7 protein-coding genes and 3 rRNA genes are annotated in these 16,195 nt (G+C 41.5%); all 10 read right to left on the bottom strand.

All coding sequences use genetic code 11. From position 1 onward, the window contains the following. Positions 1–875 precede the first annotated feature (875 nt). Positions 876–991, bottom strand: a 5S ribosomal RNA gene (gene rrf, locus NSQ62_RS00050). Between the two features lie 59 nt (positions 992–1,050). Then, positions 1,051–3,978, bottom strand: a 23S ribosomal RNA gene (locus NSQ62_RS00045). 219 nt (positions 3,979–4,197) lie between these two features. Next, a 16S ribosomal RNA gene (locus NSQ62_RS00040) occupies positions 4,198–5,752 on the bottom strand. The 16S, 23S and 5S rRNA genes sit together here, the layout of an rRNA operon. Positions 5,753–6,168: 416 nt before the next feature. After that, positions 6,169–7,269 carry an HD-GYP domain-containing protein gene (locus NSQ62_RS00035; protein WP_341321941.1) on the bottom strand — a complete coding sequence of 367 codons (1,101 nt, stop codon included), beginning with the start codon at positions 7,267–7,269 and terminating at the stop codon, positions 6,169–6,171. Positions 7,270–7,471: 202 nt separating this feature from the next. Further along, positions 7,472–9,952: a DNA gyrase subunit A gene (gene gyrA / locus NSQ62_RS00030; RefSeq protein WP_341321940.1), complete on the bottom strand. Its 2,481-nt coding sequence runs from the start codon at positions 9,950–9,952 to the stop codon at positions 7,472–7,474. A gap of 114 nt (positions 9,953–10,066) precedes the next feature. Beyond that, on the bottom strand, positions 10,067–11,992 hold the full coding sequence (gene gyrB, locus NSQ62_RS00025) for a DNA topoisomerase (ATP-hydrolyzing) subunit B (RefSeq protein WP_341321939.1): 1,926 nt from the start codon (positions 11,990–11,992) through the stop codon (positions 10,067–10,069). Positions 11,993–12,063: 71 nt separating this feature from the next. Further along, the gene (gene recF, locus NSQ62_RS00020; RefSeq protein WP_341321938.1) at positions 12,064–13,179 is read right to left on the bottom strand and encodes a DNA replication/repair protein RecF; all 1,116 of its coding nucleotides are present in this window, start codon (positions 13,177–13,179) and stop codon (positions 12,064–12,066) included. Positions 13,180–13,182: 3 nt separating this feature from the next. Next, entirely contained in the window at positions 13,183–13,419 is a 237-nt protein-coding gene (yaaA, locus tag NSQ62_RS00015; protein ID WP_341321937.1) for a S4 domain-containing protein YaaA, read from the bottom strand. Positions 13,420–13,544: 125 nt separating this feature from the next. Continuing rightward, complete coding sequence (gene dnaN, locus NSQ62_RS00010; protein WP_341321936.1) at positions 13,545–14,681, bottom strand: DNA polymerase III subunit beta; 1,137 nt, start codon at positions 14,679–14,681, stop codon at positions 13,545–13,547. A 170-nt stretch (positions 14,682–14,851) separates the two neighbouring features. Next, the gene (gene dnaA / locus NSQ62_RS00005; protein ID WP_341321935.1) at positions 14,852–16,195 is read right to left on the bottom strand and encodes a chromosomal replication initiator protein DnaA; all 1,344 of its coding nucleotides are present in this window, start codon (positions 16,193–16,195) and stop codon (positions 14,852–14,854) included.

Raw genomic sequence — 16,195 nt, 5'->3', positions numbered from 1 at the left:
TTTGAAAGCTTCAAAATGAAAGAGCTTCCCCCAGTAGTAAAGTAAAATAGGGTTGATAAAAACACGAATTTATTTAACATTATCTTGTCATCTCTACCTTAACTTTTTAACTATATAAATTGAACTTTAAAACCGTAGACAAAGACGGTTAATTACCCCTTGTTTATATACGTTTTGAAGGTGCACAAATTGAAACGGAGAACCAGCTTAATTTGTAGTGTACTTGAAAAAAGACATTATTAATTACGCTGTCTTTCACTATTTCCAAAAGTATTGGATTAAAATCAGTTGAGGGCTGTGTGGCGGTAAAAAGACAAGCTGCAATCGTTTTTTTACACTTTGATACTTGCGATATGTAGGGATTTGACGCTGCTTAGCTTTTGGAACCACGTCTTCCGAATCGCCTAATAATCTCAAAGAAGAGACTCATCTTGAAACAGAGTATGATCAATTTCTTTATTAAAGAGCTTATTTAAAAGCAGGCAACCCTTCCTCTTTGAATGTCTTTTGTTTTTTCTCGGTTAGCTTTAGCTAGCGACGTAAGGTGTGTATTATTAAGTCCCATGTGTTCAAATAGTTTGGACAGGCCCACGCATTAAATAAAAAGCAGTCCATTCACGTTTAATTAACCAAACGAGCAGAGCAAATGTCTAATTTGGATACGGTTCAAATCCTACATCAATAGGTGTTCTGCTTGATAATCCCACCAATTTCAACATTCGTCTTACCATCGAAATATAAAAAGGCGGTCTGAACGTTCATACAATTTATCCTTTGCTTGTCACATGGCCGTTCGTTGCGGTTCATATTGAAGTGCCCTTTCCCTTATATAGAAAACACAAAAAAACCACTGATTTCTCAGTGGTTTTACGATTACCTAGCGACGTCCTACTCTCACAGGGGGAAACCCCCAACTACCATCGGCGCTAAAGAGCTTAACTTCTGTGTTCGGTATGGGAACAGGTGTGACCTCTTTGCCATCATCACTAGATTATTTGAAAGAATTATTCTTTCAAAACTGGATAAACGGTTCATTGATGTTCATAAATTGTGGTTAAGTCCTCGACCGATTAGTATTCGTCAGCTCCACACATCACTGCGCTTCCACCTCGAACCTATCTACCTGATCGTCTTTCAGGGGTCTTACTTACTTGCGTAATGGGAAATCTCATCTTGAGGGGGGCTTCATGCTTAGATGCTTTCAGCACTTATCCCGTCCACACATAGCTACCCAGCGATGCTCTTGGCAGAACAACTGGTACACCAGCGGTGTGTCCATCCCGGTCCTCTCGTACTAAGGACAGCTCCTCTCAAATTTCCTACGCCCACGACGGATAGGGACCGAACTGTCTCACGACGTTCTGAACCCAGCTCGCGTACCGCTTTAATGGGCGAACAGCCCAACCCTTGGGACCGACTACAGCCCCAGGATGCGATGAGCCGACATCGAGGTGCCAAACCTCCCCGTCGATGTGGACTCTTGGGGGAGATAAGCCTGTTATCCCCGGGGTAGCTTTTATCCGTTGAGCGATGGCCCTTCCATGCGGAACCACCGGATCACTAAGCCCGTCTTTCGACCCTGCTCGACTTGTAGGTCTCGCAGTCAAGCTCCCTTATGCCTTTACACTCTACGAATGATTTCCAACCATTCTGAGGGAACCTTTGGGCGCCTCCGTTACTCTTTAGGAGGCGACCGCCCCAGTCAAACTGTCCGCCTGACACTGTCTCCTACCCCGCTAAGGGGCATGGGTTAGAAGTTCAATACAACCAGGGTAGTATCCCACTGACGCCTCCTCCGAAGCTGGCGCTCCGGGATCTCTGGCTCCTACCTATCCTGTACAAGTTGTACCAAAATTCAATATCAGGCTACAGTAAAGCTCCACGGGGTCTTTCCGTCCTGTCGCGGGTAACCTGCATCTTCACAGGTACTATAATTTCACCGAGTCTCTCGTTGAGACAGTGCCCAGATCGTTACGCCTTTCGTGCGGGTCGGAACTTACCCGACAAGGAATTTCGCTACCTTAGGACCGTTATAGTTACGGCCGCCGTTTACTGGGGCTTCAATTCGCAGCTTCGCTTGCGCTAACCACTCCTCTTAACCTTCCAGCACCGGGCAGGCGTCAGCCCCTATACGTCACCTTACGGTTTTGCAGAGACCTGTGTTTTTGCTAAACAGTCGCCTGGGCCTATTCACTGCGGCTCTCTCACGCTTGCACGCTAACAGAGCACCCCTTCTCCCGAAGTTACGGGGTCATTTTGCCGAGTTCCTTAACGAGAGTTCTCTCGCACACCTTAGGATTCTCTCCTCGACTACCTGTGTCGGTTTGCGGTACGGGCACCTCTCACCTCGATAGAGGCTTTTCTTGGCAGTGTGAAATCAGGAACTTCGTCCATACGGACTCGTCATCACAGCTCAATGTTAAAGTATGCGGATTTGCCTACATACACACCTTACTGCTTGAACACGCGCAACCAACGGCGTGCTTACCCTATCCTACTGCGTCCCCCCATTTCTCAAACGGTGAGGAGGTGGTACAGGAATATCAACCTGTTGTCCATCGCCTACGCCTATCGGCCTCGGCTTAGGTCCCGACTAACCCTGAGCGGACGAGCCTTCCTCAGGAAACCTTAGTCATACGGTGGACGGGATTCTCACCCGTCTTTCGCTACTCATACCGGCATTCTCACTTCTAAGCGCTCCACCAGTCCTTCCGGTCTGACTTCAACGCCCTTAGAACGCTCTCCTACCACGCATCCATACGGATGCATCCACAGCTTCGGTGAATCGTTTAGCCCCGATACATTTTCGGCGCAGCGTCACTCGACCAGTGAGCTATTACGCACTCTTTAAATGATGGCTGCTTCTAAGCCAACATCCTGGTTGTCTAAGCAACGCCACATCCTTTTCCACTTAACGATTACTTTGGGACCTTAGCTGGTGGTCTGGGCTGTTTCCCTCTTGACTACGGATCTTATCACTCGCAGTCTGACTCCCGTGTATAAATATCTGGCATTCGGAGTTTGTCTGAATTCGGTAAAGCGAGATGCCCCCCTAGTCCAAACAGTGCTCTACCTCCAGTATTCTCAATCACGAGGCTAGCCCTAAAGCTATTTCGGAGAGAACCAGCTATCTCCAGGTTCGATTGGAATTTCTCCGCTACCCACACCTCATCCCCGCACTTTTCAACGTGCGTGGGTTCGGGCCTCCAGTAAGTGTTACCTCACCTTCACCCTGGACATGGGTAGATCACCTGGTTTCGGGTCTACGACCACGTACTAATTCGCCCTATTCAGACTCGCTTTCGCTGCGGCTCCGTCTTCTCAACTTAACCTCGCACGTAATCGTAACTCGCCGGTTCATTCTACAAAAGGCACGCTATCACCCATTAACGGGCTCTAACTACTTGTAGGCACACGGTTTCAGGATCTATTTCACTCCCCTTCCGGGGTGCTTTTCACCTTTCCCTCACGGTACTGGTTCACTATCGGTCACTAGGTAGTATTTAGCCTTGGGAGATGGTCCTCCCGGATTCCGACGGAATTTCACGTGTTCCGCCGTACTCAGGATCCACTCAGGAGGGAATAACTTTTGGGCTACAGGGCTTTTACCTTATTTTGCGGACCTTTCCAAGTCGCTTCGCCTAAATCATTCTTTTGTAACTCCGTATTGAGTGTCCTACAACCCCAAAGAGCAAGCTCTTTGGTTTGGGCTCTTCCCGTTTCGCTCGCCGCTACTCAGGGAATCGAATTTTCTTTCTGTTCCTGCAGGTACTTAGATGTTTCAGTTCCCTGCGTCTGTCTCAAACACGCTATGAATTCACGTGAGTGTACTATCCGATTAAAGATAGTGGGTTCCCCCATTCGGAAATCCCCGGATCAAAGCTTACTTACAGCTCCCCGAGGCATATCGGTGTTAGTGCCGTCCTTCATCGACTCCTAGTGCCAAGGCATCCACCGTGCGCCCTTATTAACTTAACCAAAAGTTAAACTTAAATCAAAAGATTTAAGATTTTAAGGATATTGCACGACCAATTTCTTGATCTATTGTTTGTTTATTACTTATCAATGTCGTTTTATCCAGTTTTCAAAGAACAATGTTTTGAAGTATCTCATTCAATTAAGAATGAACCTTCAAAACTGAACAGCAAACGTTAATGAGTATCTTTCCCATGGAAAGATTTCCGAAATAATCCTTAGAAAGGAGGTGATCCAGCCGCACCTTCCGATACGGCTACCTTGTTACGACTTCACCCCAATCATCTATCCCACCTTCGGCGGCTGGCTCCATAAAGGTTACCTCACCGACTTCGGGTGTTACAAACTCTCGTGGTGTGACGGGCGGTGTGTACAAGGCCCGGGAACGTATTCACCGTGGCATGCTGATCCACGATTACTAGCGATTCCGGCTTCATGTAGGCGAGTTGCAGCCTACAATCCGAACTGAGAACGATTTTATCGGATTAGCTCCCCCTCGCGGGTTGGCAACCGTTTGTATCGTCCATTGTAGCACGTGTGTAGCCCAGGTCATAAGGGGCATGATGATTTGACGTCATCCCCACCTTCCTCCGGTTTATCACCGGCAGTCTCCTTAGAGTGCCCAACTAAATGATGGCAACTAAGAACAAGGGTTGCGCTCGTTGCGGGACTTAACCCAACATCTCACGACACGAGCTGACGACAACCATGCACCACCTGTCACCGTTGTCCCCGAAGGGAAAACTGTATCTCTACAGTGGTCAATGGGATGTCAAGACCTGGTAAGGTTCTTCGCGTTGCTTCGAATTAAACCACATGCTCCACCGCTTGTGCGGGCCCCCGTCAATTCCTTTGAGTTTCAGTCTTGCGACCGTACTCCCCAGGCGGAGTGCTTAATGCGTTAGCTGCAGCACTGAGGGGCGGAAACCCCCCAACACTTAGCACTCATCGTTTACGGCGTGGACTACCAGGGTATCTAATCCTGTTTGCTCCCCACGCTTTCGCGCCTCAGTGTCAGTTACAGACCAGATAGTCGCCTTCGCCACTGGTGTTCCTCCAAATCTCTACGCATTTCACCGCTACACTTGGAATTCCACTATCCTCTTCTGCACTCAAGTTCCCCAGTTTCCAATGACCCTCCCCGGTTGAGCCGGGGGCTTTCACATCAGACTTAAGGAACCACCTGCGCGCGCTTTACGCCCAATAATTCCGGACAACGCTTGCCACCTACGTATTACCGCGGCTGCTGGCACGTAGTTAGCCGTGGCTTTCTAACAAGGTACCGTCAAGGTAGCGCCAGTTACTACGCTACTTGTTCTTCCCTTGCAACAGAGTTTTACGAACCGAAATCCTTCTTCACTCACGCGGCGTTGCTCCATCAGACTTTCGTCCATTGTGGAAGATTCCCTACTGCTGCCTCCCGTAGGAGTCTGGGCCGTGTCTCAGTCCCAGTGTGGCCGATCACCCTCTCAGGTCGGCTACGCATCGTTGCCTTGGTGAGCCGTTACCTCACCAACTAGCTAATGCGCCGCGGGTCCATCCTATAGTGATAGCCGAAACCATCTTTCAACTTCAAAACATGTGTTTCGAAGTATTATCCGGTATTAGCTCCGGTTTCCCGAAGTTATCCCAGTCTATAGGGTAGGTTACCCACGTGTTACTCACCCGTCCGCCGCTAAATCAGAGAGAAGCAAGCTTCTCTAATCATTCGCTCGACTTGCATGTATTAGGCACGCCGCCAGCGTTCGTCCTGAGCCAGGATCAAACTCTCCATAATAGTTAGTTTGAAAGCTCATTTGCTTTGCTAGCGATCCAACTAATTAAAGTTGTAATCTATTGTTTGTTTCATTTAAGAAACTTGTTTTTCATTAACGTTGCTTGTTCAGTTTTCAAGGTTCATGTTGTTGTCGTTTGTGACAACTTTTATATCTTATCATCCATTCGTTTGTTTGTCAACACTTTATTTAAAAGGTTTTTTCATTCAATCGATGGAATCAGGTTATAAAATTTATTGCCCTGTAAATATAAAACCAAATTCATTTCGTTGCATTTGAATTTTCGTTTGTTTGTTAAGGACAATTAATATAATACCAATTCATTTCGTTAACGTCAATACTTTTTCGTAAATAAATAAAATAAAATAGAGCCCTAGTTAATCATAGGTTAACTGTGGGCTCCATTTTACTTTGGGTGTTAAATATTTTTGGTAATAACACGTGAAATGTAGAGGCCTCGATTTAAAGAAAGATCAATAATTTCACCTGTTCTAATTAACTTAACAAGAGGGCGTGTTGGTGCATACTTATTAATATACATTACTTCACCTAGTTCTAAATTTGATAACTCAATTTTTGTACCGATTGGTAAATCAACAACAATGTCTACTAATGCTTGAACTACTTTTATATCAAACTTACCGAACTCTTCTTCTTTAATCATTTCCATGACTTTAAATGGCGATTGCTTAGTACGATACAACCGTTCACTTGTCATTGCATGAAATACATCAGCTACCGCAATAATTTGAGCAAAATTCGAAATGGAACCAATTCGATCTCCTTTTGGGTAACCACTTCCGTCTAAACGCTCGTGATGTTGGTAGATTGCTTCTTTCATAACCTCTTTTAGAGCAGGCAAATTCTTTACAAGCATAAAGCTATAATAAGGATGATTTTTTACTTCTTCAAATTCTTCCTTCGTTAACTGGACTTTCTTTTCTCGGATGCGATTAGAGATACGAGCCATTCCGCTATCTGCTAACATGCCGGCAATTGCCATCTGGATGGTAATTCCACGCTCAAATCCTAATTTTTTTGCCATCACCGATGCAATTACTCCAGTTGCAATACAATGATGATATAAATAATCTTTTGGATTTGAGTAAGCGTTTAAATCAAATATATAAGAACGATCTTCTAAAACCTTCTCTATTAAAGGGATAATCATTCCACGAACTTTTGTAATATCTATTTTCCCTCCAGCTCCCCAATTTGAAAATTCCTTTTTCAATTGATTCACTGCATCATTATAATATGTTTCGAATGCTATATATTTTGGTATTGAAACGGAGGTTACTTGGTTTTCTAAGCAATTTTCACTTAGTTCCTCTATACTTTCACCTTTATAAACTAAAATCATTTTTAAATTAAACAATTCAAATACACGTAAATGCTCTGGTTTTATTTTTGTGTCTTTATGAATAATTGGATATTGTGTATTTGCAAATACGTCTTCTGCGATGACTTTACCTAATTGTAATTCCTCTACCCTCATAAATACTGCTTCCAAATCCACAACTCCTTACATTTATTAGTTAATTCAATTGTAACGAATATTTAAACCATTGAGAAGAAAATCATTTTTAAACTAACGATTCTAAGAAGATCTTTATACCTACGAATTGAGTGTATTTTATACTATCTTAACTTAATTCTCATAAATTACAATTAAAAAAAGCAACCTATGTGGGGAAATCCACCTAGATTGCTTTTGAATTTTATTGTTCTGTTTGTTCTGTTTCTTCTAGCTCTTCGTCATCAATAACATCTTCGTCTTTTTTTACACGTGCTACTGTCGCTACAATCTCTTCATCTGAAAGACGAATTAAGCGAACACCTTGTGTACTACGACCGATTACCGAGATATCCTTAACGTCCATACGAATTAACATACCGTTAATTGTAATTAACATAATGTCCTCTGTGCCATCTACCGCTTTTACTGCACACATTTTACCGTTCTTCTCAGTAATTTGCATTGTTTTTAGACCAAGACCACCGCGACTTTGCAGACGATACTCTTCTTCAGGTGTACGTTTTCCGTAACCTTTTTCTGTGACAACTAAAATTTCTTGACCTGGCTCCAGTATTTCCATACCTACGACATGGTCACCTTCACGTAATTTAATACCACGTACCCCAGCTGCTGTACGTCCCATTGAACGGATATCGTCCTCTTTGAAACGTACAAGCATTCCTTCACGTGTACCAATAATAATTTCCTTCGTACCATCTGTTAAATGTACTGAAATTAAATCATCATCTTCACGTAATGTAATGGCGATTAGACCATTTGTACGGATATTTGCGAATTGATCCACTGGTGTACGTTTTGTTACACCTGTTTTTGTTGTAAAGATAAAGTACGCATCCTCTTTGAATTCAGCTACACGAATCATCGCTGTAACTTTTTCGCCCTTATCAATATTCAATAAGTTAACGATTGGTAATCCTTTCGCTTGACGACCGAACTCTGGAATTTCATACCCTTTGGCACGGAATACTTTCCCCTTAGATGTGAAGAATAGGATCGTATCATGCGTTGATGTGAATAGTAGGTGTTCTACGAAGTCATCTTCATTTGTACCCATACCTTGTACACCACGACCACCGCGTTTTTGTGAGCGATATGTGTTCGCTGCTAAACGTTTAATGTAGCCGTTATGCGTTAAGGTTAAAACAGAATTTTCACGAGGAATTAAATCCTCATCTTCGATCATTTCTAAGCCACCAGCTGTAATCTCCGTACGGCGTGGATTGTTATAACGCTCTTTAATTTCTGTCATTTCTGTACGAATAATTTCAATTACTTTCGCTTCATCCGCTAATACAGCTTTTAACTCATCGATTAGTTTTAATAACTCTTGGTATTCAGCTTCAATCTTTTCACGCTCTAACCCGCTTAAACGAACAAGGCGCATATCTAAAATGGCTTGTGCCTGACGTTCAGATAAGTTGAAGCGTTCCATTAATTGAGGTCTTGCTTCTTCTCCGCTACGAGAGCCACGGATAATTGAAATGATTTCATCGATATGATCAAGTGCAATACGTAAGCCTTCTAAAATATGTGCGCGCTCTTCTGCTTTTCGAAGTTCGAATGCAGTACGGCGTTTAATAACTACTTTTTGATGTTCTAAGTAATGATAAAGCACTTCTTTTAAGCTTAAAACTTTCGGTTGACCGTTAACTAAAGCAAGCATGTTAACGCCGAAGCTCGACTGCATCGCTGTTTGTTTATATAAATTGTTTAATACAACATTGGCATTCGCATCACGACGTACTTCAATGACGATACGCATCCCGTTACGGTCTGATTCATCTTGAAGCTTTGTAATACCATCGATTTTTTTGTCGCGTACTAATTCGGCAATTTTTTCGATTAATTTTGCTTTATTCACTTGGTACGGCAATTCATGAACTAAAATTGTTTCTCTACCGTTTGCAGCCTGCTCAATTTCTACTTTTGCACGAATTGTTAACGAACCGCGCCCTGTTTCATATGCACGGCGAATACCTGAGCGACCTAGAATTATACCACCTGTTGGGAAGTCTGGTCCTGGAATAATTTCCATTAGCTCTTCTGTTGTAATGCTAGGGTTATCCGCAATTGCTAATACCCCGTCGATTGTTTCAGCAAGCTGATGGGGTGGAATGTTTGTCGCCATACCAACTGCGATCCCTGAAGCTCCGTTTACTAATAAGTTCGGGTAACGTGCTGGTAATACTTTTGGCTCGTTTTCACTACCATCATAGTTCGGTTGGTAATCAATTGTATCTTTGTTAATATCACGTAGCATTTCCATTGCTATTTTTGACATACGTGATTCTGTATAACGCATTGCAGCCGCGCCATCACCATCGACAGAACCGAAGTTACCGTGTCCGTCTACCAGCATGTAACGGTAGCTGAAATCTTGCGCCATACGCACCATCGCGTCATAAATTGACGAGTCACCATGTGGGTGGTATTTACCCATTACGTCCCCGACAATACGCGCACTCTTTTTATATGGTTTATCCGAAGTATTTCCTAGCTCCTGCATACCGTACAAAATACGGCGATGTACAGGTTTAAGCCCATCACGTACATCTGGTAATGCACGTGAAACGATTACACTCATCGCATAGCTTAAGAAGGATGTTTTAATTTCGGTTGTAATATTTCTTGATTCAATATGTCCGTGTTCAATGTCAGACAAAATAAGGGCCCCCTTCCAATTGCACTAACTGATCAATTATGCCGAGGCATAATTGCATCCGAATTTGGCTGTCATTTCTTTGTAGCGTGTATTTTACTACGCACTTCAAGAAAATTAAACGTCTAAGTCTTGCACGTAAACTGCATTTTCCTCAATAAAATCACGACGTGGGGCTACTTCATCCCCCATTAAGTGGTCGAAAATTTTATCGGCTTCAATAGCATCATCCAATTCTACTCGAATTAATGTACGGTGCTCTGGATCCATTGTTGTATCCCATAACTGCGTAGCATTCATTTCCCCTAAACCTTTGTAACGCTGTACGTTTGGTTTTGGTAATTTTGGCAGACGACCTAAAATTTCATCTAATTCAGCATCTGAGTAGCAGTATTCCACGTGCTTACCTTGTTTTACTTGGTAAAGTGGTGGCTTTGCAGCATACACATAACCTGCCTCGATTAATGGACGCATGAAACGGAAGAAGAAGGTTAACATTAATACACGAATATGTGCACCATCAACATCGGCATCGGTCATAATGATGATTTTGTGATAGCGCGCTTTTTCTAAGTTAAAGTCTTCTCCAATACCTGTACCAAACGCTGTAATCATTGCACGAATTTCGGCATTTGATAAAATTCGGTCTAAACGTGCTTTTTCAACGTTTAAAATTTTACCGCGCAGTGGCAAGATGGCTTGGAAGTGACGGTCACGACCAGATTTAGCAGAACCACCGGCAGAGTCACCCTCTACGATGTAAATTTCTGATTCAGCAGGGTTTGTTGAAGAACAATCTGCTAGTTTACCTGGTAAGTTCGATACTTCAAGCGCTGATTTACGACGTGTAAATTCACGTGCTTTTTTCGCAGCTACACGGGCACGTGCTGCCATCGTACCTTTTTCAACAACTTGACGCGCAACACTCGGGTTTTCTAGTAAGAAACGTTCAAAGCCTTCAGAGAATAGCGCATTGGTAATTTGACTTACCTCTGAGTTTCCAAGCTTCGTTTTCGTTTGGCCTTCAAATTGAGGATCTGGATGTTTGATTGATACGATTGCGATTAAACCTTCACGTACATCTTCCCCTGTAAGGTTGGCATCCGCTTCTTTAATTATGTTGGATTTACGCGCATAGTCGTTAATCACACGTGTTAACGCTGTTTTAAAACCGGATTCATGCGTACCGCCTTCGTACGTGTTGATGTTGTTAGCGAATGACATAATTGTTGAATTGAAGCCGGCATTGTATTGCATAGCGATTTCAACAGAAATACCTTCCTTTTCACCAAATACATCGATTGGTGTATGAATTGGTTCTTTGTTTTTGTTAATGTGTTCAACGTATTCACGGATACCGCCTTCAAAATGGAACGTTTCAGAACGCTCTTGACCTTCACGTTCATCTGCAATTGAAATACTGATACCACGGTTTAAATATGCTAATTCACGAATACGTGTTGCTAAAATGTCGTATTCATAGACTTGTGTTTCTTTAAAAATTTCAATATCGGCTTTAAAACGTGTTGTCGTACCTGTACGATCTGTTTCACCGATGACCATTAATTTTTGCTTTGTATGACCGCGCTCAAATCGAATTTCGTGAATTTTTTCATCACGGTGTACTTGAACGATTGTCTCACTTGATAATGCGTTTACTACAGAAGCACCTACACCGTGAAGACCACCTGAAACTTTGTAGCCCCCACCACCGAATTTACCACCGGCATGTAGGACAGTCATAATTACTTCAACAGCGGGCATACCCATTTTTTCTTGATTATCTACTGGAATACCTCGACCATTATCTTCTACACGAATCCAATTATCTTGTTCGATTGTTACTTTAATGTCTGTACAATAACCAGCTAACGCTTCGTCAATACTGTTGTCAACGATTTCCCATACTAAATGGTGCAATCCTTTTGCACTTGTTGAGCCAATATACATACCAGGACGTTTACGAACAGCTTCTAAACCTTCTAGTACTTGAATTTGCTCAGCATCATAAGAATGCTGGACTTTATTATCTTCTAAAGTCACTATAGTTCACCTACTCCTTCATAACGATCATTGGGCTTCTTTTCTATTTTTATGCATAAAAATATGCGTATCTATTGTTCAATTGTACCTTGTTTTACGTGGAATAATTTAGCATGCCTAATAGTTTCATGGTTAATTCCATCCACGCTTGTTGTGGTAACGAATGTTTGCACTTCACCTTGAATGGTGTTTAATAAATGCGATTGGCGATGATCATCAAGCTCTGATAATACATCGTCTAATAATAATATCGGTGTTTCTTTAGTTTCTTGTTTAATAAGCTCAATTTCAGCGAGCTTCAGTGACAGTGCTGTTGTACGCTGTTGCCCTTGTGAACCATATACTTGCACATCGTAGTCATTCACAAAAAACTGCAAATCATCACGATGTGGGCCGATTAACGTGACACCACGATCAATTTCACGCATTTTCACTTCATCAAGCTTTTGCTTTAAATAGTTACGCATTTCTTCTTCGCTCAAGCTTGCATCGATCCCACTAACCGGACGATATTTAATCACAAGCTTTTCTAATCCGCGCGAAATGCCTTCATGAATTGGTTCTGCCCATGCTTGCAGTAGCTCCATAAACTGAAATCGTTTACGGATAATTTTTACCGCTGCACTTATATATTGTTCCGTATAAATTTCAAACATCACGTCGCTTGCGAGTGCTGCTTTTCCATGATTACTTTTTAATAAATGATTACGTTGTTTTAATATCTTTTGAAAGGTTAGTAAATCATGTAAGTAAACAGGCGAAATTTGCCCGATTTCCATATCGATAAATCGACGGCGAATTTGCGGACTTCCTTTGACGATATTTAAATCCTCCGGTGCAAACATCACAACATTCATCTGACCAATATAGTTACTTAGCTTTGTTTGTTCGAGATGATTGATTTTGCCTTTTTTGCCCTTTTTGGAAATCGTTAATTCAATCGGTATACTACCGTAACGCTTATTAATTACACCTTCTATTTTACCATAATCCGCATCCCAACGTATCAATTCTTTATCGTTCGCAGTACGGTGAGACTTGGCCATCGCTAATACATAAATCGATTCCATAACATTTGTTTTTCCTTGAGCATTTTCCCCAATAAAAACATTAATTTTGTCTGAAAAATCCAATGTGAGCGATTCATAATTACGATAATTCGTTAGCTGCAAGCGCTCGATATTCATGAATTACATTTCTCCGTTTACAATAAATTCATCAACAATTTTGAAACGACCCACACCTGGAATGTTAATGACATCATCATGACGTAATTTTTTCCCACGACGATTCTCGGCTTCACCGTTCACAAATACCTCATGTTCACTTAAAAACCATTTGGCCATACCACCAGAGCTAATTGTATCTGTCATTTTTAACGCTTGACCTAGCGTAATATATTCTCTATTAATTTTTAATTCGTTCAATGTAATTCATCCTCCGCTTTATATAAAGTCTTATCATTCTATCATACCTAAAATTTGCTCATAAGTAAAAAAGGAACGGTCTCATTAACAAGTTCAAGACCGTTCCTTTCTATTTTCGTATGAAATTAATACGTACGTACCGGTAAAATTAATTGTAAAATTGCATCGTCTAAAGCTGAACGTAAGATGAACGGGCGCATTGCACCAGTAAATTCAATGACAACATCTTGTCCATCTATTGCTTTTAATGCTTCCATCATGTATTTCGCACTAAATGAAATCTTAAGTGATTCACCTTCAAGGTTTTCAACTTGAATTTGCTCTTCTACTTTACCGATTTCAGGTGAGTTTGAAGATACTTCAATTGTTTGGTCTTCTAATGTTTCAAAACGTACAACGTTATTACGATCTTCACGTGCTAAAAGTGATGCACGGTCAATTGCCTGAAGTAACGATTTGCCGTTAATCGTGATGCTTGTTTTAAAATCATCTGGAATTAAACGAGAGGTATCTGGATAGTTGCCCTCTAGTAAACGAGAGAAGAATAAAACATCGTCTGTTTTAAATAACACTTGTTGATTTGTTAATACAATTTGAACTGGGTTATTTGTATCATCTAGAATTTTGCTTAATTCATTTAAACTTTTTCCTGGAATCACAACGGAAGTCACATCAGTTGGTAAGTTTTCAAGATTTACTTTGCGTCGAGCAAGACGGTGACTATCCGTTGCAACGCATATTAATTCATTCGCTTCTACTTTCCAGTTTACACCTGTCAACACGGGGCGACTTTCTGAAGTAGCTACGGCAAATCCTGTTTCACGGATAATTGATTTTAAAAGATCCGCTGGAATCGCAAATTGTTTATCAGCAGCGACTTCTGGAAGCTGTGGATATTCTGTTGAATCTAAACCGATTAAGTTAAATTCTGATTTACCTGAGCGAATTGTTGTTGCAAAATTGTTTGTAATTTCGATTTCTACTTCGTTGGTAGGTAATTTACGAATGATTTCGTTGAACATACGTGCTTGTAAAACAATTGAACCGGTTTCTGTAATGTTAATGATTTGCTGACCATTTTCTTCTACAGGAATAAATGTTTGGATTGTAATATCTGCATCACTACCCGTTAAGCTAACACCTTCGTTTGTTACATCAATTTTAATCCCCGTTAAAATAGGAATCGTTGTTTTTGAACTTACTGCTTTCATTACATCGTTTAATCCGTCTAATAAACGATCTCGTAAAATGTCAAATTTCATGGTTTTACCTCTCTTATATAATTAATTATTTATTAAAAGATATTAATAGATATAGTAGTAGGGGCTGTGGATTTGTGGATAACTATAGTTTAGCACGATAACACAAGGTTATTCACATGTTGATAAGTTGTGAACAATGCTGTGAGAAACTAAACGACTTATACACAGGTTTATTTGCCTAACATGCTACGAATTTGTTTAATATCTTGCTGTAATTGTTGATCTATTTTCAGTAAAGAAGAAATCTTTTCATGTGCGTGAATAACTGTTGTATGGTCACGGCCACCAAATTCTTCGCCGATTTTTGGTAATGAAAAGTCTGTAAGCTCACGTGATAAGTACATCGCGACTTGGCGTGGGAATGCAATTGACTTCGTACGACGTTTTGCTGAAAAGTCCTCTAAACGAATGCTAAAGTGCTCTCCAGTGGCTGTTTGAATGTCTAAAATGGACACTTTACGCGGTTTAGCGTTTGGCATAATGTCCTTTAATGCTTCAGCAGCGAGCTCCGGCGTTACATCTTTGTTTACTAAAGAAGAGTAAGCAACAACGCGAATTAACGCGCCCTCTAACTCACGAATGTTCGTGTCGACTTGATTGGCGATATAGAGCATAACTTCATTTGGAATATCTAGTCCATCTGCTTTTGCCTTTTTGCGTAAAATCGCAATACGCGTTTCTAAATCAGGTGGTGCGATGTCTGTAATTAAACCCCACTCAAAGCGAGAACGTAAACGATCCTCTAATGTAGGAATTTCCTTAGGAGGTCGGTCACTTGAAATGACGATTTGCTTTGATTCTTCATGCAACGTATTAAACGTATGGAAAAATTCCTCTTGTGTTGATTCTTTCCCAGCTAAAAATTGAATATCATCAATTAGTAAAACGTCGACGTTTCGGTATTTATTGCGGAAATCAATTGCTTTGTTGTCACGAATCGAGTTAATAAACTCATTTGTAAATTTTTCGGATGACAAATACACGACATTCGCCTTTGGGTTATGTTCTTTTACATAATGACCAATTGCGTGCATTAAGTGTGTTTTGCCTAAACCTACGCCCCCGTAGATGAAGAAGGGATTGTATGCTTTTGCAGGTGCTTCTGCGACCGCCAAGCTCGCTGCGTGTGCGAAGCGGTTACCAGAGCCAATAACGAACGTATCAAATGTATACTTTGGGTTCAGCATACCTGGTGAAATGTCTGAGTTTTCATTTGACTTTGCTTGTGTAATCGGTGGTGGTAGTTCGAAATCATCTGCGATTTGATCCTTCTGAACGACAAATTTAATGACCAAATCTTCGCCGGTTAACTCGTTTAAAATTCCTGTAATCATATGAATGTAGTATTGTTCAAGCCAATCACGGGCAAAAGAGTTAGGTGCTGAAATCGTTACGTTTGTGCCGCTGTGTGCGAGTAATTTTGTCGATTTTAGCCATGTATCGAAGCTCGGTTTTGAAATTTTTTGTTCAGCTTGGGTAAGTACTGCGTTCCATAGAGTTTCTAAATGTTCCAA

Origin of the sequence: Solibacillus sp. FSL H8-0523, from assembly GCF_038051985.1 — a bacterium.
In the GTDB taxonomy this organism is placed as follows: domain Bacteria; phylum Bacillota; class Bacilli; order Bacillales_A; family Planococcaceae; genus Solibacillus.
Note: the sequence above shows the minus strand (reverse complement) of the source record. Positions and strands in the feature narration are given on the sequence as shown.